Source organism: Arthrobacter sp. 05N425 (assembly GCF_056397125.1).
In genome coordinates this window covers 170269-193163 of record NZ_JBFTMU010000003.1, presented here as the reverse complement: position 1 = coordinate 193163, position 22895 = coordinate 170269, and the positions used below count along the sequence as shown (strand labels likewise).

General features: G+C 65.2%; 20 protein-coding genes and 2 pseudogenes. 4 read left to right on the top strand and 18 right to left on the bottom strand.

Going from position 1 to position 22895, the window contains the following annotated elements; genetic code table 11:
* Window positions 1-62: 62 nt before the first annotated feature.
* Both AC1DGE_RS06450 and AC1DGE_RS06445 read right to left on the bottom strand, forming a co-directional pair.
* Window positions 63-914: a S1 family peptidase gene (locus AC1DGE_RS06450; protein ID WP_476917114.1), complete on the bottom strand. Its 852-nt coding sequence runs from the start codon at window positions 912-914 to the stop codon at window positions 63-65.
* A gap of 203 nt (window positions 915-1117) precedes the next feature.
* The gene (locus AC1DGE_RS06445) at window positions 1118-1282 is read right to left on the bottom strand and encodes a hypothetical protein (protein ID WP_476917113.1); all 165 of its coding nucleotides are present in this window, start codon (window positions 1280-1282) and stop codon (window positions 1118-1120) included.
* Window positions 1283-1444: 162 nt separating this feature from the next.
* Between AC1DGE_RS06445 and AC1DGE_RS06440 the strand changes: the two genes are divergently transcribed.
* Window positions 1445-1933 (top strand): hypothetical protein, encoded by a 489-nt coding sequence (locus tag AC1DGE_RS06440; RefSeq protein WP_476917112.1) that lies wholly within the window; start codon window positions 1445-1447, stop codon window positions 1931-1933.
* A 1088-nt stretch (window positions 1934-3021) separates the two neighbouring features.
* Window positions 3022-3330, top strand: coding sequence for an SHOCT domain-containing protein (locus tag AC1DGE_RS06435; RefSeq protein ID WP_476917111.1), 309 nt, complete (start codon window positions 3022-3024; stop codon window positions 3328-3330).
* Window positions 3331-3484: 154 nt separating this feature from the next.
* Here AC1DGE_RS06435 and AC1DGE_RS06430 read toward each other — a convergent pair whose 3' ends face one another.
* From AC1DGE_RS06430 to AC1DGE_RS06400, 7 genes and pseudogenes are all read right to left on the bottom strand, one after another.
* Window positions 3485-4303 carry a hypothetical protein gene (locus AC1DGE_RS06430; protein ID WP_476917110.1) on the bottom strand — a complete coding sequence of 273 codons (819 nt, stop codon included), beginning with the start codon at window positions 4301-4303 and terminating at the stop codon, window positions 3485-3487.
* Window positions 4304-4855: 552 nt separating this feature from the next.
* Window positions 4856-5341 (bottom strand): hypothetical protein, encoded by a 486-nt coding sequence (locus tag AC1DGE_RS06425; protein WP_476917109.1) that lies wholly within the window; start codon window positions 5339-5341, stop codon window positions 4856-4858.
* Window positions 5342-5512: 171 nt separating this feature from the next.
* Window positions 5513-5781: pseudogene (locus AC1DGE_RS06420) on the bottom strand (PspA/IM30 family protein); the annotation flags it as partial.
* 109 nt (window positions 5782-5890) lie between these two features.
* On the bottom strand, window positions 5891-6271 hold the full coding sequence (locus tag AC1DGE_RS06415; protein WP_476917108.1) for a hypothetical protein: 381 nt from the start codon (window positions 6269-6271) through the stop codon (window positions 5891-5893).
* An 82-nt stretch (window positions 6272-6353) separates the two neighbouring features.
* Window positions 6354-6680: pseudogene (locus tag AC1DGE_RS06410) on the bottom strand (HNH endonuclease family protein); the annotation flags it as partial.
* Window positions 6681-6938: 258 nt separating this feature from the next.
* The gene (locus tag AC1DGE_RS06405) at window positions 6939-7757 is read right to left on the bottom strand and encodes a PH domain-containing protein (protein ID WP_476917107.1); all 819 of its coding nucleotides are present in this window, start codon (window positions 7755-7757) and stop codon (window positions 6939-6941) included.
* A 36-nt stretch (window positions 7758-7793) separates the two neighbouring features.
* The gene (locus AC1DGE_RS06400) at window positions 7794-8819 is read right to left on the bottom strand and encodes a CpaF family protein (RefSeq protein WP_476917106.1); all 1026 of its coding nucleotides are present in this window, start codon (window positions 8817-8819) and stop codon (window positions 7794-7796) included.
* A gap of 544 nt (window positions 8820-9363) precedes the next feature.
* Between AC1DGE_RS06400 and AC1DGE_RS06395 the strand changes: the two genes are divergently transcribed.
* Window positions 9364-11502, top strand: a complete 2139-nt coding sequence (locus AC1DGE_RS06395; RefSeq protein WP_476917105.1) for a GH25 family lysozyme — start codon at window positions 9364-9366, stop codon at window positions 11500-11502.
* Between the two features lie 89 nt (window positions 11503-11591).
* Here the strand turns inward: AC1DGE_RS06395 and AC1DGE_RS06390 are convergent, their stop codons facing one another.
* The 9 genes from AC1DGE_RS06390 to AC1DGE_RS06350 all read right to left on the bottom strand — a co-directional run bounded on the left by AC1DGE_RS06390 (window position 11592) and on the right by AC1DGE_RS06350 (window position 21765).
* Window positions 11592-12833 (bottom strand): hypothetical protein, encoded by a 1242-nt coding sequence (locus AC1DGE_RS06390; RefSeq protein ID WP_476917104.1) that lies wholly within the window; start codon window positions 12831-12833, stop codon window positions 11592-11594.
* Between the two features lie 133 nt (window positions 12834-12966).
* Window positions 12967-14148, bottom strand: a complete 1182-nt coding sequence (locus AC1DGE_RS06385) for an acyltransferase family protein (protein WP_476917103.1) — start codon at window positions 14146-14148, stop codon at window positions 12967-12969.
* A complete protein-coding gene (locus tag AC1DGE_RS06380; protein ID WP_476917102.1) occupies window positions 14141-15592 on the bottom strand; it encodes a polysaccharide biosynthesis protein in 1452 nt (483 codons plus the stop codon). The genes AC1DGE_RS06385 and AC1DGE_RS06380 overlap by 8 nt, the downstream gene beginning before the upstream one ends.
* Window positions 15585-16736, bottom strand: coding sequence for an aminotransferase class I/II-fold pyridoxal phosphate-dependent enzyme (locus tag AC1DGE_RS06375; protein WP_441417288.1), 1152 nt, complete (start codon window positions 16734-16736; stop codon window positions 15585-15587). Before AC1DGE_RS06375 ends, AC1DGE_RS06380 begins: the two co-directional genes overlap by 8 nt.
* Window positions 16737-16758: 22 nt before the next feature.
* A complete protein-coding gene (locus tag AC1DGE_RS06370; RefSeq protein ID WP_441417287.1) occupies window positions 16759-17766 on the bottom strand; it encodes an SDR family NAD(P)-dependent oxidoreductase in 1008 nt (335 codons plus the stop codon).
* Between the two features lie 5 nt (window positions 17767-17771).
* A complete protein-coding gene (locus AC1DGE_RS06365; RefSeq protein WP_476917101.1) occupies window positions 17772-18827 on the bottom strand; it encodes a sugar phosphate nucleotidyltransferase in 1056 nt (351 codons plus the stop codon).
* A 4-nt stretch (window positions 18828-18831) separates the two neighbouring features.
* The gene (neuC, locus tag AC1DGE_RS06360; protein ID WP_476892257.1) at window positions 18832-19992 is read right to left on the bottom strand and encodes a UDP-N-acetylglucosamine 2-epimerase; all 1161 of its coding nucleotides are present in this window, start codon (window positions 19990-19992) and stop codon (window positions 18832-18834) included.
* 1 nt (window position 19993) lies between these two features.
* Window positions 19994-21046 (bottom strand): N-acetylneuraminate synthase family protein, encoded by a 1053-nt coding sequence (locus tag AC1DGE_RS06355; RefSeq protein WP_441417284.1) that lies wholly within the window; start codon window positions 21044-21046, stop codon window positions 19994-19996.
* Window positions 21043-21765: an LbetaH domain-containing protein gene (locus AC1DGE_RS06350; RefSeq protein ID WP_476917100.1), complete on the bottom strand. Its 723-nt coding sequence runs from the start codon at window positions 21763-21765 to the stop codon at window positions 21043-21045. The genes AC1DGE_RS06355 and AC1DGE_RS06350 overlap by 4 nt, the downstream gene beginning before the upstream one ends.
* Before the next feature lie 36 nt (window positions 21766-21801).
* Here AC1DGE_RS06350 and AC1DGE_RS06345 point away from each other — a divergent pair, with 36 nt between their 5' ends.
* Window positions 21802-22893: a Gfo/Idh/MocA family protein gene (locus tag AC1DGE_RS06345; protein ID WP_476917099.1), complete on the top strand. Its 1092-nt coding sequence runs from the start codon at window positions 21802-21804 to the stop codon at window positions 22891-22893.
* Window positions 22894-22895 lie beyond the last annotated feature (2 nt).

Here is a 22895-nt window from a genome sequence, read left to right as displayed (position 1 = left end):
AGCACCCGTGACACAACGGGGCACCGCGAGCGTCCGCATCGTGGACACCCGGGGCGCCGGGCTTACATGTCAGCCACGCCCCTGATCCACGCCAGCTCGTAGGGAACAGACACGGACAAGTTGTAATAGACGCCAACCGTAAGTAAGGGATTTTCAAAGGCGCTGGTGACTCCAACGATTCTCAGGACTCCGCCGCTTAGCGCCATGACCGGCCCTCCGCTGTCGCCGTGGTTCACCGACTTTGCATTGTCAGCGGTGCAGAACTTTGACGCCGCGCCGGCGTTGCCTGCGCACAGTACAGGGAATATGACAGTCGTGGACATGGTGTGCAGCTGTTTCGATGCGGTACACCCCGGGGCGAAGGGATTTGCGCTCTCGATTGGATTGGTGGTGCACCCGTAGCCAGCTGTGTAGACGGTCGAGCTCACTTCAGGGCCGATCGCGCCGAGGGTTGCCAGCTGCTCGTTGAACGACACCCCTTTGACGAGGTAGAGGACAGCTACATCGTTGTTGCCGGTGAGCGCGTTGTAGTTGGGCTTCACGAATATGCGGCTGCCGGCGACGGAGTACTCCCTGGCCGCCAGCCCCGAATGGAAGATCACTTTCGTGGCGGTTGGCGTACCCTGTGTCAGGCAGTGAGCCGCGGTGAGCACCGCATAATGGGTTATGAGTGACCCGCTGCAGATGTACTTATCCTTGCCGTAGGTTATCTCCAGTTTCACGACCCAGGAGAATGCTATCGCGTTGGGGGTCTGGCCGTTGTAGATTGCTTGCGCAGGAGCCGCCGGGCCAACGAGGGCTACGGCAGCAAGCAGCCCCGTCAACCAGGCCGCCAGCCACGCTCTCAGTCTCGGCCGTGTCCTGGTGCTTTCATTTCGTGCGGTGTCATGGGCCCCGGGCTGGGTCTCTGGCATGGAATTCTCCATCAGGTCTGGTGCTGAGCGTGCGGCGCCGGACGGGTCCCAAAGCTCGACCCCCGGATGTAGACAGCCCCAGCCTCAGATGCCAAGGTTGCTCCCACCCCTGTTCCGAAGTCAACACAAAAACGAAGGCCGGCGACCCGGACACAAGAGGGGCGGCAGTGGCAGCTGCCGCCCCTTCCCTTCGCGTGTCCGGCCTAGAGGTCGTCCTCGGTGATCGCGAACTCCTGCTGCGCGACCAGGACTGTGTATTCCTTGATCTTGAGGACGTACGCGCGGGCGGTGGACCGGCCGACGTCCAGGGCGTCGGCGATCTCATCGACCGCCGCGATCCTGGCTCCCCGGCCGAGGCGCCGGTTCAACGCGGCAAAGCCCAGTTATAAAGAGTCCCGTGCCACGAGGGACTCCTCAAGAGCGGTGCTATCGCCGTTGCTCAGCGTTGCATAGAGGCTGACAAGTTCCTGCCCCTTGTACAGGCTGCCGGTTGTCGCTACTGTTTGGGTCCACCAACTTAGGAGTGCGAGATGGGACTTTTCGGCAAAAAATCAGCTCCAGAACCACAACTTTTCTCTCTGCCGTCGAGTTTGCGCTCCGATATTCGAAAAGTGTTTGAAGCTGCGCCAGCTGACGCATGCAACGGTCTGCTGCAGGAAGCGAAGATCTTACCGGTACTTCTCACTCTCAACGAGGGCCTCCCGGCCGATGAGACCGTTTCTGCCTTAACCCGTTGCGTCGAGACATGGAAAGGCGGTGGCTATATGGTTCTTACAGACCGTCGGCTCATCTTCGCCCTGAAGCCTGTGAAGGGAGAACAGATGAATGATGGCCCTCCCGAGATGATTGCTATTCAGCTCGGCCATATCTCACAGTTCGTGTTCGATAGCGGCGTCGCGGCGGCTGCCTACGGAAACGAACACATTACCGTCGGACTCGTCCACGGCGGCCCGCACTCCCAAGAAGTATGTTCCCAGGTAAAAGCTGCGGTTGTGCGCAATGGGCCTCATCGACTCTGAACGACGGTGCTCAGTGCTGTCCTTTGAGAACAACGCTGTCACGGGCATGCGCATGCCACAGAGCCCGAAGTTTCGTGTCGTCAAGCACGGCAGGAAGCTGGCCCGGCAGGAAACTGGGCCTACGCCATCCGAAGCATCCGGGGCGGCGGTGGTGTAACCGCACAGCCGGCGAGCAAGGCGGTCACCAGAACCGGCTGAACCGGCAAGGCGGCCTTGAGTCTCGTGGGCTGATGATGGTACCGGCGGCTGCAGTCCTGCTGGAGCCATCGCGAATGGAACATGAGAAGCCCCGGAACCGGCGGGGAGTGCCGAGCTCCTCCGCTTTCGGACGAGCCTGGCGACTCCAGTCGTGAACCCGTTCCCTGCAGTCCCAGGCAAACGTCAGGACCGCCTGCGTGGCGCGGTCTTGGAGGTAGCCCTGCAGCAAGCCGGCGGCTACGTCGATTTAGTACACGCTTTTTCATACCTGTCCCATCGTCGACGCCTAATTTGTGGTTTTAGCCCGGGTTTACATTTCTCCGGGCGCGGGAGGGCGCGCAACACTCACCTATCGTGCCTGGTCCCGGAGGCCGTTCCGGCCCCCACTGCGGTACCTGCGCGCCGGCCGGCTTGGATCACGCAGTCGTGGAGTTGGCCGAAGATTTAGCCATGGGTCATGACGGCCCACTGCACGACGGGTGGGTAGCCCCGCTGTATTCTGTTGGAGGTCCAGCGGATCCGGCCAATCAGCACCACGCTGGATTTGTGCTTCCGCTCGAAAATGGGGAGACACTATGCAGCCTGGCTGGTACGCGCACGTTCAGAATCCGGCAGCTGTTGCCTACTTTGACGGCACCGCGTGGGGTTCCGTCCGGGATGGCTTTGCTCTGAGCCCGGATGTGCAGAAAACCATCACGCCCCTGCAGCCAGGCCACCCTGGACCAGCGGCCCCCTTTGAGACAATGGCGGTTGCCGCTTCCCCAGTCCGGAAGCCAGGATCCGGCTGGTTTTGGGGCATCGGCGCCGGCGCCGCCCTGATCGTCGCGGGCCTGCTTCGCGGTCTCTCTGCGGCTGGCGCGAATTGTGGCGCCCCGTTCAAACCAGACAGCGTGGCCGCATATATGGACGCGATTGCCCCCGAGTACGGTCTTGGCGTCACAAATTATGCCGCCCAATGCCGTGACAGCATCGCTGGCGCGACAGCCCTGACCTGGACGCTCATCGTCCTCGGAATCATCGTCCTGCTCGCCAGCTTCCTGATCCAGGCAGTGATCCGTTCGGGCCAGATAAACCGAGCCCCTGTTGTCGTGCCGACGGCGGCCTCGCAGATCGAGGAGCTGGCCCGGCTCCGGGACAAAGGCCTCGTATCCCCCGAAGAGTTCGAATGGAAGCGGCAAGAGCTGCTGCGCCGCGCCTGATTTAGCAACTTCCAACGACAGGCGAGCCCCTGGGTGGGAGCACCGGCGTCTGTGGCTGACCTCGCGGGCATGCTTCCAGTAGTTTGGCTGTTGGGAACGGAGATCCAATCTAACATCGGCGTGCCTAGCTGGTGACTTGCCGAAGCAGCTACGGCTAGGCCTTGTCCTTGGCCCACCACAGGAATTCGGCGGCGTGCTGCTGGTGGCGGAAGCCTTGACCGAGCAGCGCCAGCAGCAGGTCGTTGCTCCACAGAATGAGACGTCCTCTGGTCCAGGTGGTCGTCTCAGGGTCGGGAAGCTCGAGACCCCAGAGCGAACGGGCAATCTCGCGCTTCCCGGCCAGCCCCGTGTACATGAGGATCGTCAGGAACCTGTCGGGATAGACGATGCACAGGACCTTGGTAAGCAGCGACTCTTTGAAGCCCTTCGTCGACCAGGGGGTAGCGTCGGTGATGAGGGCAGTGAGGCGCTCCTCCAAAGCCATGGGTGCTGTGCCGCGCAGCAGATACTCGATGGTCTTGCGGACCTGAGCCGCGGCGGCCTCGGCTCCCATTTCCTTCCATGCTTCGTTGAAGACAGACATATTCCCTGGATTCGCACCGACGTTGGAGTTGGCAAAGTCCTTTAGGCCTTGTGGGTCGCATAGGCACAGGCCCGAGGCGCTGAACACCTTCTGGTACCTGGCCCAGTAGGGGGCGACGTTGGGCACCGGCTCAGGCTCGCGGCGGAGAAACTCGGCCTTGAGGTCGTTGGCCCGCACCAGCCTCTCCGGATCCACGTCCCCGGGCTTCGGGAACCGCTTCTTGATCTCCTCCAAGGTCGGCAAGGGCCGCGGCTGCCGGGCAGGCTCCCCGCGGAGCCACTCCTGTCCGCACTTGGAGCACTTGAGCTTCTTCTGTGTGCCTGTCAGCCGTTCGACGAGCTCGACGTGGTCGTCAGTCTGGCAGTTGGAGCAATCGAGATCAAGAGCCATGGAGCGACCTTTCGAAAACGCTGACGACAGTGGGCGAGCCAACGTTAGCAGTCCCGGCGCGTCCCCAGCTCGGTGCAGCCATGATCCGGACGTGGTCAGCCCCCCAAGCGCCTGCGGACAGCATCAGGAGCCTGAACCGAAGTTCTCGGTGTCACGGCAAGTTGTGCCATGAGCTCGGTGCATCGACTGATAACAGGAGCGACCGCTGACACCCCTCGCCATTGTCCTCGGACGCTCCTACCCGGGCGGCGCTTCCTAAGCGACTCCCGTTCCGGAGGCAAAAGGTTTGCCGGCTGGCTCGCTGGGCTTCGGCACTGCAGCTGCCTTCGTTGCAGACCGTGGCTGGGAGGCAATGACGATCCGTCCCTAAAGCCGGTTTTCCAGCACGTCGGCCAGGAGGTCTGCATAAGGTGTTGGCGGGTTTACGATCCAGTTCCAGGGGCGCTTTAGGGCCTTAGGCGGAATTCCACCGGGCGGCGTGCCTCGGGCGGGGGATGACGAAAGCCCCGGCTCCTCCACGGATCCGAGGCTTTCGTCCTTTGCTGGACTGAGTTAGCGACGTGATTTCTCCAGGACAATGACGAGAATCGCCAACGCGGTTGCGGCGAGAGCAAAAGGCAGGGTGATAACGGGCGCGCCGGGAAGGCCCATGGAGCGTGAGCTCATGAATCCCAAGCACGCGATCACGACGAGCGCCGCGAAGGAAGTAACGAGCCAGGGCGTTGCCCCGCCGCGCTTGCGCTGCTTGGCAAGGATGACGATGCCGGTGACCAGGGAGCCGACGGATCCGACGATGAGGAAGAAGTTCATCCACCCGTTGAACGGCGTGCTGGCGCCGTACGCGCTCTTCTGGAAGAGGAATGCGCAGGCGAAGAGGATACCCACGACGGCGAGAACGATAGCGACGACACCGGTGCCGATGCGCATTCCGGAGGCTTTCGGCTTCTGCGGGTAGCCGTACCCCGGGTAAGCGTAGGCGCCGTTTCCGGCATCTGTGCCGGGAATGGCCGGCGGGCTCATGTGGCCTTCAGTGTTCAATGGTTTCTCCTGCGGTGCGAGTGACGGATCCGTGGGCGACCGCGCTGATGCGGACAGGACGGATCGCCGGTGTCAGCTTACGTGGTCCCCCGGTAATCCGGGCCCCTCTGTGACGCCAACGCAGGACAGCCCCGGAACGGGTTGTCCCGGGGCTGCTGGAGGCGGCGGGTCCTAGTAGTCGACGGCCTTCTGCGCGCCGCAGGATTTCAGGGCCGCGAGGCGGGCTTCGATCTCGGTCTGCTCCCCGAGGTCTTCGAGCGAATCGAACTGGGCCTCCAACGATGACGCGGCGAGTTCCTGCTTGCCGCAGACGGTGGCTTCCTCGCGGCGGATGCGCTCCTCGAACCGGCCCAGCGTGGAGGTCGGTCAGCGGCGTTCAGGGACCTGAGCGCATAGTTAACCGGGGTCGGGGTCGCGGCGACCCGGGCACTCCGGACGATTCGCGGCGGGCGTTGTTCATTGGCGGTGATGCGCAGATCAGGGTCGACGACCGACAACGACAAAGCGCCCGGCACCGAACCCGGTGCGGGGCGCTTTGCAGAGGCTGGTCTACTTCTTGGCGATGAGTTCCCCGCCGAGCAACTTGTGGGCGGAGGCTGCATCTACGCCGGACATGACCCAGTTCTTGCCGATTACCGCGCTGATGCCCAGCTTCTTGAATACCCCGGTTGTCGTGTCTAGGTTCTTAGAGTCCTCGTACACGCCGAGGGCGAAGTCGTCGCCACAGGAACCTGACGTTGTCGCCAACGACGTCTTGTTGTGGGCCTCCCAGTTGTCGCATTTGCCGCCGGCCTTCACGAAAGCGTCCTTGAGCTCCGTTGCGGTCTTGTACGAGCCGCCGTCCGCCGGCGCTCCTCCKCCGCAGCCACTGAGCAGGACGGTAGCCAGGGCCGCAGAGGCCAGAATTGTCGTGGCACGGGAAATCTTCATGGATGCTGCTTTCTCTCGGAGTGTTTAGGTCCGACGAGTGCTCGCGGTCCCCCGCGCATGAACTTACACGACACCGGGGCGATTACTTGCAGGTGGTGAGGATGCCGGCGATTGCGTCGTGCTCGGCGGGCGTCATCCAGAGCTTGTACCTGGCCTTCACCGCGGCCTGCCGGGCGACGTATTCGCACCGGAACTCCTTGTTCGACGGGAGGCAGGAAGCAGCATCCTTGGCACCCTTCGCGGAGTTGGCGGGGCCGTCGGCGGCGAGCAGGTTCAGCGAGTCGATGGCGAGCTGCTTGCGGGTCGCGGCGGACAGTTGCTGGGCGCCCTTCTGTCAGGCGTCGCTGAGCGGGAAGACGTGGTCGATCTGGACGGCGGAGCTGGTGTCCTGGCCGTCGTTGAACGCGACCCCGCGAACGATGTCGGGCTCGTCCAGGAAGGACGCGACCAGCTGCAGGATCGGGTTGGCGACGGTCACCTTGGTGGGCGGGGGGCGACGTCTGGGAGGGATGAGAGATTCCGGGTCGACCGAGCCCCCACCTAGGGTGGTTCCGGATCAGGCCGTCACAGTAGTCCTAAAATGCGTTGGCATATTCAGCCATCGTGCAGGGTCAACCGACCACAACGGCCACCTGGTCTTGGGAACCGCCTGTGAGAGCCGGCGCCCTCAGCTCCGAGTCAGAAGGGCTGATTTCTGTTCTTGGAATTCTTCCTCGGTGAGGATCCCGTTAGAACGAAGTGTGGCGAGGCGTTCGAGCTGCCCAATGACATCCGGTTGCGGCGCCTGGGGCGGTGCGGTATCCGCAGGAACAGCGCTCTCAGCTTTGGCTGTCCGGATTGCTAGGGCCAGTGCGTCACCCGAGCCATGGGCGATATTCGTCATGAGGGCGGTCATCCCAGAGTAGGTGACCGTCAATGACTCCCCCGAGGCCGACTTGGCCGTGTGCACTGTCTGAATGGCGCTCAGGTCGAAAGCAGTCAATGATTCGCGTGGAGTCATCATGCCCTTCTCCAAGAAGAGCACCCTGCGGCTTGTCGCAACCCCCAGCGCGGTTTTATCTGCGACCTTGCCGACCGCCATCGCCAGAACCGTTTCGCCCCTGTCCAGAATGTTCGGAAGATAAGTAATCTCGCCTATGGCAAAGGCGAAGCCCAGCGTCTTGGGGATCAGGGACGTCACGCCATGATCATCGAGCATGCCGTCCGGGAGCCCTTTGGAGATTTTGACTAGGTGCGCGTAGTGCTTGTCTCCCAGACCCTCGACCGTCCACTCGATGTGCGTCTTGTCACCCTCGGGAGTAATGGTCCCCTTGATTTTCGCTGCCCATCGGTCGAGGAGAATCGCGCGAGGTACGTCGATACGGATTTCGTCCGGGGTCAGAGACTCAAGTTTGAACTTGGCTTTGAGGACTGCAACGGAGAGAGCCTCCAGAGCTTTCTTGGGGTCGGTGAGCAGAGTCCATTGGACGGTCCGGGAAATAGGCATGCCAAAACTCTAAGCTAGCCCCGGTCCCTGCAGCGGCTATCCACGCCAGCCGAACCTCCGCGCCGCGCTGAGCCGACGCTGTAGTCCTGCAGAAGGCCGGCGGATGCGTCCACGAGGTGCACGCTTTTTCTTACGTGTCCCATCATGGGCCGAATTTGCGTGGATCGTGCACATTCCCGGCAGCCCCGAATTCAAGGCAATGAGCATGTCCAGGCTTTCGGCCTCGCGGACCTCGCCGACCACGAGCCGGTCCGGCCTCATCCGCAGGGCCTCCTTGACGAGCCGGCGCATGGGGATCTCGCCTTCGCCCTCCAGGTTGGGCTGCCGGCACTGCAGCCCGACGACGTCGCGCAGCGGGAACTGGAGTTCAAAGATTTCCTCCACCGTGACCACCCGCTCGCGCGTGCCGATGCTCGCGGCCAGGCAATTGAGCATGGTGGTTTTTCCGGCCTGGGTCGCGCCGGAAACCAGGATGTTGAGCCCGCTTGCCACGGCGGCGCCGAGGAAGCGGGCCGACTGCGGGGTGAGGGTGCCCAGGTCCACGAGGTGTTCGAGCCGGCTGGCTTTGACCACGAATTTGCGGATATTGACCGCCCAGTGCCGCCGGGTCACGTCGGGGATGACGACGTGGAGCCGCGAGCCGTCCGGCAGGGCCGCGTCCACAAACGGGGAGGAAATATCCAGCCGCCGCCCGGAGCTCTTCAGCATCCGCTCCACCAGGTTGCGCACCTGCTGGTCCGTCAGGGCGATGGAGGTCAGCTCGGATTCACCGTTGCGCGCGACGAAAATCTCATCCGGGGCGTTGAGCCAGATCTCTTCGATGGCCGGATCGTCGAGCAACGGCTGCAGCGCCCCGAATCCCGCCACAGCGTCGAAGACAAATCTCCGGGCCTGCTCCAGCGGGCCGATGGGCGGAAGCGGTGCGAGCAGCGCGCGCTCGTCGTAGTCGCTGATCGCCTCCTCCACGAGGCGGCGGACTTCCCCGCTTTGCCGCAGCGGATCAAGGCCGCGGCGACGGATCAACTCACGGACTTCGTCCTCGACGATGCGCACAGCTTCCACGGTGCCCCCAACATGACCGCTACCCATCCCCCTGGGGCAGTGCAACTGGGTTAAAGCTAGAGGCGCCCGGGCCGACGGACAAGGGCGCGGCCGGATCTATGTGGAAAACAGATTCCCCGATTCATAACAATTGCCTCACTAGTAACACGAGGCACTCTGGTTCACGCTTGGCGGCGGTGTTAGGGTGGGCGCGACAAGTCAGACATTCTCACATCCCGGACAGCTGCCTCCTGCATGGCACCCGGGCGTGGGATCACTATGACACTGCCATGAGCGTGTTGTTCCGGAGCGGCAAATGAAACGGACCCAACTTCCACCCCTGAGCCTACTCGGCAGCCGGATCGGAGCCGTGCTTCTGGCCGCCTCCCTTCTTGCCGCCCCGGGACTTGTGACGCCCGCCGCCGCCGTTGAACCCACACCCGCGGCGACCACAACGGCGACGCCGGCGCCCACGGCGAGCACGCCGGCCCCGACCATCTCCCCAACGCCTGCCCCGGCCCCGGCCGCTCCGGCGCCGTCGTCCTCTCCAGCACCGTCGCCGTCCGTGAGCACCGCGCCGGTGACTGTCGACCGGACATCCGAGGCCTACCGCGCCGCCATGGCGGCCGCAACCCGTACCGGCGGAGCGGAAATGGGCGGGGCAGGACTTTCCGCCGCCACGTCCACCGGGGACAAGGCCACCACCCAGGCGCTGGCGACCGAGGGCACCTGGACGCCGACGTTCGGTGTCAAGGGCATGGACGTCAGCGAGCACCAGGCCTCGATTAGCTGGCAGCAGCAATGGAACCTCGGCGCCCGCTTTGCCTACATCAAGGCGACCGAGGGGAACTACTACACGAATCCGCTCTTCGGCTCGCAGTACACCGGTGCCCGCGGCGTCGGCATGATCCGGGGCGCCTACCACTTCGCCAACCCGGCGGCGTCGTCCGGGGCCGACCAGGCAAGGATCTTCGTCAAGAGCGGCGGTGGCTGGTCCAACGACGGTCACACCATGCCGCCGGTGCTCGACTTCGAGGGCAACCCGTACGAGGGCCGGACCATCAACGGGTATTACCAGGGCAACGCCTGCTATGACATGTCCCGGGCGGCCCTGACTGCCTGGGCCAAGGACTTCAGCAACACCATGAAGGCACTCACGGGTCGACTGCCCGTGATCTACACCGGCTACTACTGGTGGAAGGACTGCGTCGGAAATCCCCTCGGCTTCGGCGACAACCCGCTCTGGCTGGCCTCCTACCCGGTCAAGGCCTCCAACGACGCCGGACCGATCCCCACCAGCTGGTCCACCTACAGCATCTGGCAGTTCAGCAGCACCGGCCCCTTCGCCAATAATGGGGACTCGAACGTCTGGAACGGTTCCACAGCCCAGCTGCAGTCATTCGCCCGCGGAACTGTCGGCTCCAACGGTGCAATCGACGCCAAATGGGTGGCCACCGGCGGTGCAACGGGGCCGCTGGGTGCAGCCAAAACGACCTCGGAGATCTGCGGGCTCGTGGGCAACGGCTGCTACCGCGCCTTCACCAACGGCAACATCTACTGGACCTCCGCGACGGGGGCGCATCCGGTCACCGGGGCCTACTGGACTGCCTGGGGCAAAGCCGGATGGCAGACAGGAATCGGCTACGCCACCAGCGACGCCACCTGCCCCACCACCACAACCACGTGCCACCAGACTTTCCAGGGCGGCAACGCCTACAACACCCCCGGCGTGGGGACGTTTGTCGTGAAGAATTCCTACATGGCCGCCTGGAAAGCAGCAGGCTGGCAAGACGGCATCGGGTACCCCAAATCCAACGAGAACTGCGGGCTTTACGGCGGCGGCTGCTACCAGGAATTCACCCGCGGCAACATCTACTGGTCCGCCGCCACCGGCGCCCATGCCGTGACCGGCGACTTCTGGGCGGCGTGGGGGCGGGCCGGCTGGCAGACCAAGATCGGCTACCCCACCAACGACGTCACCTGCGGGCTTTATGGCGGCGGCTGCTACCAGTCCTTCAGCAACGGCAACATTTACCAGTCATCCGCCACGGGAGCCCACGCGGTGACCGGAGCCTTCTGGAATGGCTGGAAAGAGGTCCGCTTCCAAACAACCATCGGCTACCCCACCAACGAGGCCGTTTGCGGGCAGTACGGCGGCGGGTGCTACCAGACGTTTGCCGGCGGCACCATCTACTGGAGCTCCGCGACCGGAGCCCACGCCGTCACCGGCGAGTACTGGAAGGGCTGGCAGCGCGCCGGATTCCAGCCGAAGATCGGCTACCCCACGGGGACCGTCAGCTGCGGACTCTACAACGGCGGCTGCTACCAGCCCTTCACCGGCGGCAACATCTATTGGAGCGCCGCCACCGGAGCCCACGCCGTCACCGGCGCCTACTGGAAGGGGTGGGGTGAAGCAGCCTGGCAGCGCGGAATCGGCTACCCGAAGGGTTCGGTGGTCTGCGGACTTTACGGAAGCGGCTGCTACCAGCCCTTCAGCGGGGGCAACATCTACTGGACGGCGGCGAGCGGCGCCCACGCCGTGAACGAACCATACATGAGCCAGTGGCGCGTGGCCGGCTGGCAGATGGGCAAGCTCGGTTACCCCACGCAGGCCGCAATCTCCTACGCCGGGTACAAGACAGTTCGTTTCCAGGGAGGGACAATGACCTGGACCGCGTCCGGCGTCAAGGTGGCCTACTTCTAGGCGAAGATCCCAGAGTCGACGGGAATGGCCGGGCGAAAGTCATTGGACTTTCACCCGGCCATTTCCATCTTTGCGGCAGGGCGCCCGGGCTAGATCGGGCTTCCGCTCCCCGCCAGGTGCTGAGGTAACCTCTTCCGTTGCCGGACCCGATCAGTCACCGACCTGGCCAGCAAGCCTATGCCAATGGCGACGCCGACCCAGAGGCTGGAGCCCAGGCGCTCTGCCTGCGTGTAAACCGGGTGTCCGACGACGCTGAGGATTCCGTAGAGGGACAGCGCCACTCCAGCCCAGCCGGCCGGCGGCAACAGTTTCTCGCGCATGGCGCGCACGTATCCCCACACACCCGCAACGAAGACAAGGAGATACGCAGCGTTGGCCGGGAGATCCATCAGGAACCTCCACAGGAAGTCCCCCTCCAGCACGATCAGCAGGCTGAACGGATCGTCCACCGGCGGGTGCCGGAAGTGGTCGGTGAAAGTGTCCTGCAGGCTCTCGTTGAGGCCCGGGAAGCCAAACAGTCCGTTGACGGCCAGCGAGGTCACGATCAAGACGGTCGCGATGACGATGCCCAGGCGTATCTGGCTGTAGCGGCGGTAGGTCTTGAAGATCAACAGGCCGACGAAGACCAGCAGGAAACTCAGGCATAGCAGCACGGCGGAGGAGTACTTGAAGAAAAACACCAATCCCAGCCCGAGCACCAGCAGGGCCGTCCCCCGACCCCGGGAGCCCCGCAGTACGTGGGCCATGCCGATGGCCATGACCAGGGCGGAGGCAAGTGTCGGACCCTCCGCCAGCAGGGCGACACCGTGCGGGATGCTGGCGGGCAGGGCGTAGAAGGCGGCCTGGACCAGGAGGGACGGCACCAGGTTGAGCCCRGCCATCCGTGCCAGCCGGGCCATAAGCAGCCCTGCGATGGCTGTTCCGGCGACGGCGACCAGCCACATGCCCTCACGCTCGCCGAGGAGCCGCATGAAGGGAATCGACAGGAGCGGGAAACCCACCCTTGGGGTGAAGATGGCTTGGTACTGGGGGTTCCGGTCCACCCAGCCGATCACCGGGCCGCGGCCGGCAACCGTCTTGGTGATGCAGTTCTCGAGGGTCCCCTTGTAGGGCACGGACGGGTTTTTGCAGAATTCCGTGAAGGCGTGCAGCCACGCCTGGTCCGAGGGGATGCCCTGCAGCTGGTCGGCGATTCTGATGTACTGGACAGTGTCGCCCCAGACGACGCCGGGCCCCATGAGCATGACCGCCAGGATGAACAACAACGCGAGGCCGGCATGCGCCGAGCCGTGTTGCAGCCGGTATTTCCAGACACTAACGTGGTCGGTCACGATCATGATCCCCAAACAACTAGCAAGCCGATATCAGTCTTCAGGGTGATCCTGGAAATCCCCCACACGAATAGTACCTTCGTTGAAGATCCAATCCGGCTCGCCGCCCGGGTTGTTACCGCCGCATCCGTCCCTACCTGAGCAGGCGTGCTTTCAGGAACTTTCCCACCTTGTGGAAGTGCCGTTCCACCAGGAGGAAGTAGCCGTAGGCCAGCACATTGCTGACCACGAGCGCCAGCGGAATCAGCTGCCACGCACTGAGGCGGTCGTGCAGGTAGAACCAGAGGTAGGTGATGACCGAGAAGTGGATCAGGTACAGCGAATAGCTGAAGCTGGACAGGAAGACGCTGGCCTTGTTAAACCACTGGGTCGCCGGAGCCGGCCGCGCACCATCAAAGTTCGGCGCCGCCGCGGCTCGCTCCTTGCGGCCGGACAGCCAAAAGTACAGGTGGCAAAATGCCACGGAGGCGGTGCCGATGGCGCTGGCCGCATGCAGGTTTTGCCCGCCGTAATACAGGGACACCAGGAAGCCTGCCGTCGCCAGGATGGCGAGCATCCCGTGGAACGAGGCCGGCAGCTTGCGCAGCTGCGCGGCAGCCATTGCATAGAGCATTCCGATGATCCAGGCGAGGGACTCGTAGCCGCCCTTCGCCATGTAGCCAACGGGAACGGCAATGGCGAACACCAGCAGGAGGGCGCTGCCGACGCCCAGTTTCATCCGGCGGATGGCCGCGAAGGCCAGGAGGCCGAACGCCACGTAGATCCACCACTCGGCCACCACTGACCAGAGCGGGGCGCCCGAACCGACCGGACCCACGCTGATCCACGGCATCCGCAGCCGGGGCGCCAGTTCCTGGAGGATCGGGTGGTTGAACAGCAGCAGGAAGTTGCCGGCAATCGTCTGCGGGCTGAGGTCGATCTTGATGAAGGGCAACTTGGTCGAGCCGTGGAGGACGAGGAAGTCGAACACGGTGATCAGGAACAGGGCCGGGACGAGCGGATAGACCACCCGCGCGATCCGGTCAATGAGGTACGAGCCGAACGTGAAGCCGGGCTGGGACTTCTTCTTGAGGACGGCGCTGGTGATCAGGAAGCCGGACAGTACAAAAAAGATGATCACGGCGAAGGACTGCATGTAGAACACCCGTTGTCCGGGGACCATGAAAATCCCGGGCACAAAGATGTTGAGCGCGTGGCCCAGGACCACCGCCTGGGCGGAAACCCCGCGGGCGAAGTCGAAAAAGATGATGGGGCCGGGGGCAGGCTTGGCCGACGGCGCTCCGGTCCGTTCCACCACTGGCGGTGCGTCAGTCAAGGATCTGTTCCTTTCGACTCTGGGCTACCGCGGTGGCGCGGCGGGCGCGGGCCCGCCAGATGATGGCGGCCGCGGCCATTACCGCACCCACTACCGCGACGGTTATTACGCCCGTCAGGATATCCCGGGGCAGGAGCAGGAGGACAGCCACGTAGGCCACCGCGGCCAGGCAGCAGGCGCCATAGACCTTGAGCGCCCAGCCACCGGCGGCGCGCCGCCGTGCAACGAGGAAATACGCACAGCCCAGCAGGAAGAACGTTGCCACGGACGCCACGGCCATGCCGACGAGGTCCCCGTGCGTCGCCGGCCACAGCGCGAGCAGCACGCCGACGCCGAGGACGGTCGGGGTGACGATGGAGAGCCACCAGGTGGCATTGTCGGCAAACAAGAGGGTGGAGGCGTTGAGGTACAGGACGTAGCCGAGCCCGATCAGAGGCATGATTTGCGCCACCGGGATCAGGCTTTCCTTGCCGCCGGCCATCACGTGGGTCACGAGGTTCGCTCCGGCGGCAGCGACAACGATGATGGCCAGCCCGGCCAGGCTCGCCGTCGTCATGGTCGAGCGCATCCTGGCGACCCTTGCGTTGCCGCGCACAGACATCAGCGCCGGGACCCAGGCGTTGTTCAGGGCGCCGAGCAGCGTCACCGTGCCGAGTACGAAAATCTGGACCTTGCCGTAGTCACCGGAGACACCATTGGCGGCCGTGAGGGCCAGCAGGAACGCCGCCCCCTGGGTCAGCAGCATCAGCGCGCCGGTATGGGGAAGGACGGGCAGGCCGATCGCGAGAGCCTCTTTGGCGGCGCCCCGGTGGGCAAAGGGCGGCGCGGGCCGGGCGACGGCGACAGAAAGCACTGCACTGAGCAGGACCAGCAGCCCATAGCCGGCCATGAAGATTTCCGGTTCCGCGCCGAAGACCAGCATGGCGGCGAGCCCGCCGACGTAGGCCGCCATCGACGAGCACAGGCTCAAGACGACGAACATGATCGCCCGGCCCTGGGCCCGGAGGATGGCCTGGGCCGCCAGCACGGCGGACTGCAGTCCCATCGCCGCCAGTGCAATGACAAAGCTCGTGGAATGACCGGCGCCCGCCGCAGCCCAGTAGACGGCGGCGGCCAGGGCGCCGACGAGAATTCCGCCCACGGTCAGCAGTCCGCTGATGGATCGGGCCTTCGAGGGCCCGTCCGGGTCGAACCAGGCCTTGGTGATGGCCAGCGGAAGGCCGGCCGCAGCCAGGACCACGCCCACCTGGATCAGCGACACGGACAGGAACAGTTCCTGCCATTTGACGTCGCTGTTGAGCACATGGAGCGCAAAAGGCTGGACGAGGAACACGCCGAGGCCCTGCATCAGGGCCCCGGCGAGGTAAAGCACCGAGTTGCGTCCCGTCCGGGAAGCCGGCTCGGCTGTCCCCGGGCGGTCGGCGCTGCCGGCTACATCATCCACCGTTGAGCTGAAGCCATTCGTGGACCCGGTCGATTACGCGCTTCTGATCGGCTTCCGTAAGCTCGGTCGAGCACGGCAGGGACAGGCCCCGGGCGAAGAGATCTTCGCCGACGGCACCGCCCAGCAAGGGCTCGTTCTTCAGTGGCGGCTGCATGTGCAGGGGCCGCCATAGCGACCTGGACTCGATGTCCACCTCGGCCAGGAAGTCCTGGAGCTCATCGCGGGCACCCGGCCCGCGCTCCGCCGGAACCTGGATCGAGTACAGCCAGTAGGTCGACTCCTGTCCGGGGAGGGTCGGCGGCGTCTGGATGGCCGTTCCGGCGAACGCGTCGTTGTAACGTTTGGCGACGGCCCGCTTGGCGGCAACGAAATCGTCGAGGCGTTCAAGCTGGGCGACGCCGAGCGCGGCTGCGATGTTGGTCAGCCGGTAGTTGAAGCCGATCTCGTCGTGCAGGTAGCCGCGGTCGGGCATACGGGCCTGGGTCGAGAGGTGCTTGGCACGGCGCGCCAGTTCCTCGTCGTCGGTGGTGAACATGCCGCCGCCGCCGGTGGTCATGATCTTGTTGCCGTTGAACGAGAACGCGCCCATGTCGCCGACGGTTCCCACGTGACGGCCGGCCAGCGGGCCGGACGTCCAGGTGGCGCCGAGCGCCTCGGCGGCGTCCTCGATCACAATGATCCCGTATTCGCGGGCAAGTTCCACGACAGCGGCGACGTCGGCAGGCTGGCCGAGGATGTGCACGATTTCGATGGCCTTCGGGAGCTTCTCCCCCGCCGCCTTCCGGCGCTCAAGTTCCTTGCGGAGCAGGTCGACATCCATGCACCAGGACTCGGCGTCGGAGTCGACCAGGAGCAGTTCCGCGAACTGGTACGACGCCGCGTTTGAGCTCGCCATAAAGGTGAAGTCCGAGACGGCCACCATGTCCCCCGGCTGGATGTCGGCCAGTCGCATGGCGATATGCAGCGCGGCCGTGCCCGAGGCGCAGGCCACGGCGTACTTGGCGCCAACGTATTCGGCGAAGCGGGTCTCGAACTCGCTCACGAAGCGCCCCACGGAGGAGACGAAACCGGAACTGATGGCTTCGTTCATCAGCTCCGCCTCGCGGGCGCCGATGTTGGGGATGGCTAGGGGGACTCGCGTCACGGTGTGCCTTTCTGGCGGGTGTTTAGCGGGAGTATTTCGCGGCTGCGGACGCGTCAACGCCGCGGGCCTGGATCCACTCGGCGGTCTGGCGCAGACCGTCTTCGAGGCTGACCTGGGGTGCCCAGCCAAGTTCCGCGAGGGCCTGGGAGGGATCCGAGAGGAGGCGCATGACCTCGCTGGCCTCGGGCCGGACGCGCTCGTCCTGGGTGATGATTTCGGCGGTCGAGCCGGTGACCTTGGCGGACATTTCCACGAGTTCACCGATGGTGACGTCGTGGCCGGTGCCGAGCTGAATGACCTGGCCCTGCAGCGGGATGTCAGCCGTTGCGGCCTTGAAGAAGCCGTCCGCAGTGTCCGAGACAAAGGTGAAGTCGCGGCGCGGGGTCAACGATCCGAGGTGGATCTTTTCGGCGCCGGCCACCATCTGCTGGAGCACGGTGGGGATGACCGCGCGGGCGGACTGCCGGGGGCCGTAGGTGTTGAACGGGCGCAGGACGACCACGGGCGTCTCGAAGGAGCTGGCCCAGGCCTCGCACAGCTTGTCCGCGGCGATCTTCGTTGCGCTGTACGGCGACTGGCCGCGGAGTTCATTGTCGACCGTGATCGGGACAGTCTTGGGGGTGCCRTAGACCTCGGACGTGGAGGTGTTGACCAGGCGGCCGACGCCGTGGCGCCGCACGCCTTCGAGCACGTTCAGGGTTCCGACGACGTTCGTCTCCACATAGGAGCGGGGCGCCTGGTAGGAGTACGGGATGGCGATCAGCGCGGCAAGGTGGAGGACGACGTCGGAGCCCTTGACCAGGTCCGAGACGAATTCCGAGTCGCGGATGTCGCCGAGTTGCAGGTCCACGGCGTCACGCTCTGCCGGGCTCAGCTCGTCCAGCCAGCCGTAGGAGCCGTTGGAGTTGTACACGCAGAGGGCGCGCACGTTGGCGCCCTCGGCGATGAGGCGCTGGGTGACGTGGCTGCCGATGAAGCCATCGGCGCCGGTAACGACCACTGTCTTGCCTTTAATGTCCTGGTAGTTCACGGCTATCACTGGCCTTTCGCTGTTGCTAGGTCTTTGGGAGTTCCGACGTCGATCCAGTCGGACTCAATGGGCCACGCGGCCACGTTTTTGGTGTCGTCGATGCAGGCTTTGACGAGGTCGGGCATGGAGAACGGTTTCATGTAGGGCACCATCGCCAGGGCTTCGGGCGAAACGGCGTAGATCCCGGTGCTGATTTCGAATTCGATGGTCGGTTTCTCCACCACCGAGCTGATGGACCGGCCTTCGCCGATCTCGAGCACACCGAAGGGCACCTGGTGCGTGTAGGGCCGGGCCGCAACTGTTACCGCAGCGTTCCTGGAACTGTGGAAGGCCAGCAAGTCCGCCGCGGAGTACCGCACCATCAGGTCAGCGTTGGTCACGATGACGGGCTCGGAAATGTCTGGCACCTCGTGGTGCAAAAGTCCGAGCGCACCGGCCGTGTTCAGCGGGGTCGCGGGATCCTCGTATAGGTAGCTGATCTTGCAGCCAAGCTGGGAGCCGTCCCCGAGGTGGTCCTTGATCTTCTCCGCCAGGTAGGCGACGGAAACGTAGATGTTGGTAATGCCGGACTCAACCAGGCCGAGGATGATCCACTCGATGATGGTGCGGTCGGCCACGGTCATGAGCGGCTTGGGGGTGTCCTTCGTCAGGGCACCCAGGCGGGTTCCCTTGCCTCCGGCCATGATCACTGCGATGTTGCTCAGCCGCTTGCGTCCGACGATGTCGTTGAGGGTGTGCAGCCCGACGAGCGTGCCGGAGGCGTCCACAACGGGGACCTCGCTGATCCGCAGGCTGCGCATCAGGTCCAGCACCGAGGCGCGGGTGGCCTCCGGCCGGACCACGTGCGGCTCGACGTTGGCGAATTTAAGCGCCGGGGAGTCCAGCTGCGCCCCGCTGAGCAGGCCGCGGCGGATGTCGCCGTCGGTGATGACACCGCGGAGGCGGCCGTCGTCCGTGACCAGCGCAATTGCCGAAGCGCCACGGTCGATTGCTTCCAACGCCTGGCGCACGGTGGCCTCGGGGCCCACGCAGACGTTGCTCAACGGTCCCTCAATGGTCATAGATTCAACTCTCCAGCGGTAAGTCAACAAAAGCCTTGGTCAGGCCCGTGGCAAGGCTACCCACGATCACGCGTTCGATTGGCTCTGCGGAGTGGGAATCCCCGTACGGGTTGACCACGCTACGGCACATCAGGTGGAACTGCGGGCTCAGGGCCTTTTCAATACTAGCGTGAATCTCGTTCCGCTCATCCCGGCACTGCAGCACATTAGCGCCGTACTCGCGGCCCCGCTGCCGGTCACCGACGTTCACCACGGGCACGTGGAAGGACGCTGCTTCCAGGATTCCCGAGGAGGAATTCCCCACCAGTGCACGCACGGTGGCCATGACCCGGGGGTAAAGCGGGCCCAGGCTTTCGCGCACGATGACCCCCGGCAGGTTCCGCTCCCGGATCTCCTCGAGGACGGCGATGATGTCCTCCCGGCCTGCGTCGAAGCCGGGGTAGGTGAGGATGGCCGTGCCGGCCTGGGCGAGGGATTCTTCGAAGACTTGCCGGGCCAGCTCGCCGGCGTTGGTCGCCATCTCGGCGGTCGGCGGATGGTAGGTCACCATGACCAGGGGCTGAACCAGGGGAACGCCGAACTCGGCTTGGAATTCCTCACCGCTCAAGGGCACGGGATGGGCGAAACGGTCCAGCCCCGGGGCGCCCGTCTGGTGGATCCGCTCGGCGGACTCGCCCAGCTGGGCAACCCTGCGCGCGGCCTGTGCCGTACTGACGCAGTGCTGGTCCGCGAGCTTGGTCACCGCGTGGCGGACCCGTTCATCGAGGGCGCCTTCGGTGACCTCGCCGCCATGCAGGTGGATCAGGCGGATGCCGCTGATCACCACCGGCGGCAGCACGTAGAGCAGTTCCCACCGGTCCCCCAGGACGACGACGGCGTCCGGCTTCAGCTCGGGCAGCAGCTTCGCCATCCCGGCGGACAGGGCCGCGCCGGTCAGCGACTGCCGCTCGGCGGACGGTTCTGCCAGGTACAGGCCCAGTTCGTGGTGGACGAACGTGTCGGGCGACAGCCCCGCCTCCAGGAGCCGGGCGTGCGCTGTGCCGTCAGGGAAACCGATGGCGGTCGCGACGTGAAGCTCCACTGCGGCATCGGCGGCCAGGGCGACCAGCACCGGTCCCAGCGGGAAGAGATCCGCCCGTGTGCCGGCGAACGCAAGAACCTTCATCTCAGGCGATATCCCCGCCGGTTACGGGAGAACCGGCGGCGATGGCGCGCTTGGCCTGCTGCCCCACCACGAGGGCGGACGGCGACAGCCCGCCTTCGGGGCGCAGGATGGCAACGTCGTCGGCCGTGATGACGGCACCGGCCGGGATGTCGCGGACGGCATGGAAGGAACGGCGCACCAGCGTGGCGTTGGCTTCCTCGCTGGGCATCCGCCGCTTGTTCCCGTCCCCGAGCGCGAGGTGCGCTTCCCGGACAAAGCGCACGTAGTCTGCGAATTCCGCCCGCTCCAAGGATGCCGAGTGGTCCGGGCCGTTGCGGGTCTTGTCGGTGGTGATGTGCTTCTCGAGCAGCGTGGACCCGAGGGCGGTGGCAGCGATGGCCGTCACTGACCCCGGGGTGTGATCCGACCAGCCGACCTCGACGCCGAATTCCTGGCGGAGCGCGGGGATGGCCCGGAGGTTGGCTTCTTCCAGCGGTGCGGGGTACGCAGAGACGCAGTGCAGCAGCACGGTGGCCGGAGCCTTGGCAGTCGCCTCGAGCGCCGCGGCGATTTCCTCGCGGGTGCCCATGCCGGTCGAGACGATCATCGGGATGCCGAACTCGGCGATCGCGGCGAGGTACGGAGTGTTGGTGAGCTCTCCGGACCCGATCTTGAGCCCCGGGACACCCAGTTCCGCCAGCATCAGGGCGCTGTCGTAGTCGAACGGAGTGGAAAGGAAGGTGATGCCGCGTTCGGTGCTGTGGTCCCGCAACTCGGCCCAGGCGGACTCGGGCAGCGTGAGCCGGGCCAGCATCTCCGACTGGGACTCCGAGAACCCTGCAGCCTTCTGGTACGGCGTGGTGTCGGCCGATCCGGTGACCAGGGCTTCCGGCTTGAAGGTCTGGAACTTGACCGCGTTTGCACCCGTATCGGCGGCCAGGTCGATGAGTTCATGGGCCACGGCCACATCACCATCGTGGTTCACGCCGGCCTCCGCGATGATGAAGATCTCCTCGGAAGGGCCGATGCGGTGGCTGCCAAAAGTTACGGAGCTGGAAATCGGGTCATGAGTCAATTGGCTGGACCTTTCGTAGATACAAGTCGCTGTGCGGGCACTCCCACATATGTTGTCATACCGGCCAACGGCCGCGTCGCCACCGCACCCGCCCCCAGCACCGCGAAGTCCCCCACGGAAACGCCCGGCAGGATGCGGGCACCTGAGCCTAGAAACACCTGGATTCCCGTCACGGCGGCCCCCAGCAGGACGGCCCCCGGGGCGATGTGGGTACCGGCTCCAACCACCGCGTCGTGTTCGACGACGGCGCTGGTGTTGATGACCGCAGCGTCGCCGATCCGGGCCTGCGGACCCACATGCGCGTGCTCGCAGACCTGGCTGAGGGCGCCGAGGACCGCCGTGCTGTCCACGGTCGCGCTGCTGGCAACCAGCGGAGCGGCCAGGGCCGCAAAGCGGGCCTCGGCCAGGATCGCGTCCGCAATCTTGGAGCGAATGGCGTTGTCGCCGATCCCGACGGCGATCGCGAGGGAATGCCGGGCGGCGTAGTCCAAGGCCTCACCGTCGTCCCCGAAGCAGGCGGGAGTCTCGCCGTCGCGGCCCGCGAAAGCGGCGAGGTCGGGGACGGGGCCATCCGGGCGCGCACCCGCGGCGCCGAAGGCACGGTCGCTGAGGGCGGCGATCCGTTCGCCGCGGCCGCGGATGATGGCGGCCAGGCTGCGGCTATGGCCGGAGGCGCCGATGATGAGCCATGCCGTTTCCTTCGGGGATTGCCCATCCATTTATAGTCGCAGCGCCTTTGAGAATAGAGTTGCCAGATGACCTTTTCATCATACTTGGACGATTCTAAGGTGATGGCGAGCGTCGCCACGCCTGCCGCCCGGGTCCAAGCGGGCCGCCCGCTGCGTGCCCTTGTCCGCGGTACGGGCTCCATCGGGGCCCGGCACCTGCGTGTGCTGCACAGCCTGGGGGTCGAACAACTCTTTGCGTGGCCGGTTAGGCCGCCGTCGTCGGACCCGTCCGCACGCGCCGCCGACTACCCCGCCTCGGTCCAGCTGGTCCAGGGCTACCCGGACGAACCCCTTGACCTGGTCATCATCGCCACCGACACCAACCGGCACGTCGCCGACGCCCTCGAGGCGCTGGAACACTCCCCCGCTTCGATCCTGCTGGAGAAGCCGGTCGCACCGTCCGCGGAAGAAGCGCGCGTGCTGCTGGAGCATCCGCGGGCCAACACCATCACGGTCAGCGCACCGTTGCGCTTCCATCAGGGGCTGGCACTGACGGCGGATGTTCTGCCCCTGCTTGGCCGCGTGACCAGCGCCCAGGTGGTGTCCCAGTCGTGGCTGCCCTCGTGGCGGCCGGGCCGCGACTTCCGCAGCAGCTACTCGGCCCGCAAGGACGACGGCGGTGTCCTCCGGGACCTGGTCCACGACATCGACTACCCGGCGATGCTGCTGGGCGCCCCGGTTTCCCTTAAGGCCACCCTCGGGCACGGGATCCTCGGCATCGAGGCCGAAGAGTCCGCCGATTTGCTGTGGGGCGATGGTCCCTGCGTGCACCTGCGCCTGGACTACGTCACGCCGGTTAAAACGCGCAGCATCCGGATTGCGACCGAGGAGGGGGCAATCGGCTGGGACGCAGTAAGGAACGAAGTGACGCTGGACTGGCCCGCTTCCGCGGCGGAACCCGCCGGTTCGGTCCGTGCGGCGTTCCCGGCGGACGCCGACGTCGACGTCGTGCTGGCGCGCCAGTCCCTTGCGGTGCTCGAGCGGGCGGGGACCGTCACCGGCCGCTCCATGGAGGCGTTCTCCCCGGCCGGCCTGGCCGAGGGGCTGCTGGCGGTCGCAATCTGCGACGCGGCCAGGCTGGCCTCGGCGACCGGCGGAACTGAAAAGGTACTGTGGTGATA